Source organism: Bacteroides acidifaciens (genome assembly GCF_024623065.1).
GTDB classification, from domain to species: domain Bacteria; phylum Bacteroidota; class Bacteroidia; order Bacteroidales; family Bacteroidaceae; genus Bacteroides; species Bacteroides acidifaciens.
Genome location: NZ_JANJZR010000136.1, coordinates 1 through 4,972, shown reverse-complemented (window position 1 = coordinate 4,972; position 4,972 = coordinate 1). Strand labels below are relative to the sequence as shown.

At 40.7% G+C, this 4,972-nt stretch carries 3 protein-coding genes; 1 reads left to right on the top strand and 2 read right to left on the bottom strand.

What is annotated here, in order from left to right:
* Nucleotides 1-97 precede the first annotated feature (97 nt).
* Both NSB03_RS19905 and NSB03_RS19900 read right to left on the bottom strand, forming a co-directional pair.
* Nucleotides 98-1,276: a C1 family peptidase gene (locus NSB03_RS19905; protein WP_121765747.1), complete on the bottom strand. Its 1,179-nt coding sequence runs from the start codon at nucleotides 1,274-1,276 to the stop codon at nucleotides 98-100.
* Nucleotides 1,277-1,374: 98 nt separating this feature from the next.
* A complete protein-coding gene (locus NSB03_RS19900; RefSeq protein ID WP_004301914.1) occupies nucleotides 1,375-1,512 on the bottom strand; it encodes a hypothetical protein in 138 nt (45 codons plus the stop codon).
* 300 nt (nucleotides 1,513-1,812) lie between these two features.
* Here NSB03_RS19900 and NSB03_RS19895 point away from each other — a divergent pair, with 300 nt between their 5' ends.
* Nucleotides 1,813-4,572: a transglutaminase-like domain-containing protein gene (locus tag NSB03_RS19895; protein ID WP_257466606.1), complete on the top strand. Its 2,760-nt coding sequence runs from the start codon at nucleotides 1,813-1,815 to the stop codon at nucleotides 4,570-4,572.
* The last annotated feature ends 400 nt before the right edge of the window (nucleotides 4,573-4,972 follow it).

Sequence of the window (4,972 nt, the reverse complement as noted above, 5' to 3'; positions counted from 1 at the left end):
AAATAAAGAAGAATTTTTTTTAATAGTAGGTTAATAAAAAGATAGGGCGATTAAGTAGTGATACTTTGTCGCCCTATCTATTTGGAGAATAATCTTTTTATTTAATACCGAGTTTCTTTTTCAGTTTCTTGGGTAGAGAGTCTTTGTGTACCATGACGCTGATAGTTTTAGCGCGTACATAACTTTCGGACATATTCTGATATCCGCCGAACTTGTTGCCGTCTGCTCCCCAGGAATTCTTGGTAATGTAATATTTAGTACCATTCTGATCTTTTGCGATACCCGTGATATGCATTAGGTGGTCATCGGTTGTCACGAACTTCTCATAACCTTCCTGGCGGATTTCCGGTGTCACGTCGATTTCAGGATAAGGATGTTCAAACTTGAATACTTCTTCCATACGTTGGTATTTAGGCATTGCTTCAAAACGTGCACGGTCGGTAGTAGAGTAGTCTTTCACATCTTCCACCTGCGGGTTGATGGCAATTCCGTTCTTATAAGAGAAACCTTGTTCGCTGACATCACCATCCCAGCATATGGTATATCCGTTGTTGAGTGCGTGGTTGATGGCATCCATCAGTTCGTCCAATGGAAGATTGTACATCGGCTGGTTTTCCCAGTTGTCGGGAACTTCGGGTGAAAAAGTTTCGTAATAAGGTTTATGGGTGAAACTGGTCAACTCTATGTAGTCATTCATATTCAATCCCAGGCTCTCTGTAAAAGACTGGGGAGTATATTCCTTTCCTTTATAGGTGAACTTTTCGGGAAGTTTGCCCAAATAAGTATCGAACAGATTATTGATGAGGGCGTAAAATTCCGGAGTACGCTTTTTCGAAGCGATGTTAGCGTCCACCAAAGCCTTGAAATAACGTGTCAATGCTCCGTGATTATGGTCTTTTTTATCGTTAAGTAAACCAGAATAAGCTTCTTCGGGAACAATCCCCACCTGTTTATAGGCATTTGTGAATGTATGCGCCAGACTTCCTTCTCCTATGTTGCCTTTTCCACGGCGGAGATAATTGTCATTCATTTGATTCATGTACTTCTGGCGGACGATATACATTTCCGAGAGATCATATTCTCCTTTGCCCATGCGTAGCAGTTCGGATTCCATGAAAGAAGTGGTGGCAAAGCACCAGCAAGTTCCGGTAGAACCCTGATCTTTGACGGGGGTCGCTTTGTGAGAAACAACGGTTGTGAATTCATAACCGGGTGTTTGTGCAAAAGAGGTGGCGGCTGATAGGAGCAACGCAACCGAAATCAAAAATTTCTTCATGACATATGTGTTTCATTATATTCAGGAAAGCAAAAGTATAAAAAAAGCGAGGATACTCGAAAGTTCCTCGCTCAATTTAATATAATTAGTGTGTTTATTTACATGGCAACCTGCTGTGACAGCAGCTTTTGAAGTTTACCGTTCAAGGTTTGGCACATTGCGCCGTTTCCCATTGCTTGATAGCGTTTAATACGGTACTGTAACATCATAATTTTTTCATTTGCATTCTTTTTCATAATTTGTTTCCTCTTTTTTTGCTCCCCACGTTTTGAAGAGCGGTTTTACATCTTGTTTTCTTTATTAACACTGCAAAGGTACAAAATGTTTTTGGAATATATGCTGTAAAACATAAGAAAAATCTTTTTTTTCTGGGCTTTCTTTTTATGAAAGGTTCGAATACGGTAGATATTACAAACCTATTACATACATTTACAGTTACTTGTGTCGTCTTTTAAAAAAAAACTTGTAATTTTGTGGACGTATATTTTAGTATGCACCTTTGTTTCATGATTCGTTTATTTAATTAACACATAAATATGAAAACACTCGTTCGTTTTTTGTTTGTCTCGTTTTTCTCTGTACTATTATTTTCATGCAGTGAATCTCATTTTCTGAAAGAAGAAGCTTATCGTAATCAGGTACTTCAGGATTTTGAGCAGAAACAGAAGGTACTCCCTAATGGGGAGCTGTTTGCTGTCTTTTCGGATAGCACTTTGACTCTTTCAGAGCGTGAAGCTCTGATGTTTCTGTATGCGTATATGCCGATAGGAGATATAACGGATTATCACGGGAAATATTATTTGGCAAATATTCGTCTTTCCGAGCAGACTCGTCATGAGATGCCTTGGGGAAAGACTGTTCCCGATGAGTTATTCCGGCATTTTGTGCTGCCTGTCCGTGTGAATAACGAAAACTTGGATGAATCCCGCAAAGTCTTTTATGAAGAGTTGAAGGAGCGGGTGAAAGGTCTTTCGATGAAAGATGCGATTTTGGAGGTGAATCATTGGTGTCATGAGAAAGTGGTGTATCGTCCAAGTGATGCCCGTACAAGTTCACCGCTGGCGTCTGTGAAAACAGCCTATGGACGTTGCGGCGAGGAATCGACTTTTACGGTTGCTGCGCTACGTTCTGTCGGGATACCTGCACGTCAGGTTTACACTCCTCGTTGGGCGCACACTGACGATAATCATGCTTGGGTAGAAGCCTGGGCGGATGGCAAGTGGTATTTTCTTGGGGCTTGTGAACCCGAGCCTGTTTTGAATTTAGGATGGTTTAATGCACCTGCAAGTCGGGGAATGTTGATGCATACAAAGGTGTTCGGCCGTTATAACGGGCCGGAAGAGATTATGCTTGAAACTCCGAATTATACTGAGATTAATGTAATTGATAATTATGCTCCTACGGCTAAGGCGGTTGTGACGGTGACCGATACGGATGGTCGTCCTGTTTCCGGTGCTAAAGTCGAGTTTAAAGTCTATAATTATGCTGAGTTTTATACGGTAGCTACCAAATATGCCGATGCGGACGGTCGCGCTTCGTTGACAGCCGGAAGAGGGGATATGCTGGTATGGGCTTCTGACAAGGGGAGATTTGGTTTTTCTAAATTGTCTTTTGGAAAGCAATCGGAATTGGTATTAGCGCTTGACAAAAAAGAAGGTGATATTTTTGAAGTGGATATTGATATTGTTCCTCCGGTTGAGAATGCTATTTTACCTGAAGTGACTCCGGAACAGCGGGCCGAAAATGACAGGAGACTGGCGCAGGAAGATTCGATTCGCAATGCTTATGTTGCTACTTTTCCGACTATGGCGCAAATTGATTCTGTTATATCTGGTTTGAAAGAAAAAATACATCCGTGTGTTAAAAAGGCTCTATGTTCATTTATTATAGATTCACGTGGGAATCATGATGTACTGATTCGTTTTATTAGAGAAGCGGATCGTCAGGGAAAACTGATGAAGGCTGCTGCTTTATTACAAACCCTTTCTGAAAAAGATCGTCGTGATGTAAATTATGAAGTGTTGTTAGACCATTTTCTCCATACGAAAGATATCTCCAAATATTTATATGGTTGTACTTTGTCGGATTGTTTGAATTGTATGGATGCTTGGTTGGAAGAAGTAGATGATATCCTTAATCCACGTATTGCCATGGAAGCGTTGACTCCATACAGGTCTTTTTTCCAATCAAAATTTACGGAAGCACAGATTGATTCTTTTCGCAATCGTCCGCAACTACTGATAGAATGGGTAAGTAATAATATTGCGATTGATGAAGAAAACAATTCTCAACGTATTCCTATCTCTCCGGAAGGCGTGTGGCGTTCACGTGTTGCGGATTCCCATTCAAGGGATATCTTTTTTGTAGCATTGGCACGTAGTATGGGTATTCTTGCCCACATGAGGAGTACAGATGGGCGTGTGGGGTATGTACTTCCTCCGACAGAAGATATTACTCCGGCTGGTGAGTTTGTGGAAGCTGATTTTGAGAAAAAAGAGAGTGTGCGGACGCCGCAGGCATATTATCATTTATGTGATGGAGAACAGGCGATTGGCTACGGTGATGATAAACCTAGATATTACAGCAAATATACAATCTCCAGGATTGTTGATGGAAAACCGGAATTAATCAGTTTTGATGAAAGATATCCGGAAAAAGGGTGTTCCGGTATATTGGATACTGGATATTATTTGCTGGTCACTGGTACGAGACTGGCAAGCGGTGGTGTGCTGGCGAGAGTCTCTTCCTTTATGTTGTCAGCAGAGAATGATAAACTTATAGAAACTAAAGTCCCTTTTCATCTACGTGAATCAGGAGAGAAAGTTGCTGTTATCGGTAATTTCAATTCCGAATCGCTTTTCACATCGGTTGAAGGTATAGGAAAGGATAGTACACCTTTAGCTAAACAAAGTTTGTTGCAATCATGTGGTCGTGGTTACTTTGTGGTTGGTGTTCTCGCTCCAGGGCAGGAACCTACCAATCATGCTTTGCGTGATATTGCCGCTTTGAAGTCCGATTTGGAGAAATGGGGAAGGAAAATGGTATTGCTTTTTCCCGATGAAGTCCAGTGTAAGAAGTTTAGTCTTTCAGAGTTTCCAGAATTACCTTCTACGGTTATCTATGGTATTGATACGGACGGTATCTGCAAACAGATTGTGGAAAACATGAAGTTGAAACATAAGAATAGTCTGCCGGTATTTATTATCGCTGATACATTCAACCGTGTAGTCTTTGTTTCTCAAGGATATACTATCGGCTTGGGCGAACAATTAATGAAAACCGTTCATGGATTGTAGAAAGTATAGATAAAGAAGAAGTAGCAGGTAGTAATATTGTGTGACAGTATGCAATAATCGTTAATTCTCTATATAGAGCGCACTTTTATGCGAATTAATTGTTACGTTTATAAGAGAGTTATGATGAAGTATCTTTTGTGCATACTGTCACTTGCATTTTTACTTATTGGAGGGGTAGTCTGGCCCATAAAAAAGATGCTCAGGGATTTCGGGAAACGGTCGTAATCGCTGTGGATAGTGATATCTCAGTTACTGCAACACACTCACTTCAACTTCGGCAGAAAGCCATTCCTTAGGAATTCTGACTACTTTTTCGCTTCCACGAAACATCACTTTCTGTGCGGACATTGAAGTTTAATGATATTTCCATCATTGTCCAATTGTTAAGTTTACGCTCTTG

Bases quoted from the DNA above. Each gene is read 5' to 3' on its own strand.
- NSB03_RS19895 (WP_257466606.1), top strand. From the start codon at position 1,813: ATGAAAACACTCGTTCGTTTTTTGTTTGTCTCGTTTTTCTCTGTACTA.
- NSB03_RS19905 (WP_121765747.1), bottom strand. From the start codon at position 1,276: ATGAAGAAATTTTTGATTTCGGTTGCGTTGCTCCTATCAGCCGCCACC.
- NSB03_RS19900 (WP_004301914.1), bottom strand. From the start codon at position 1,512: ATGAAAAAGAATGCAAATGAAAAAATTATGATGTTACAGTACCGTATT.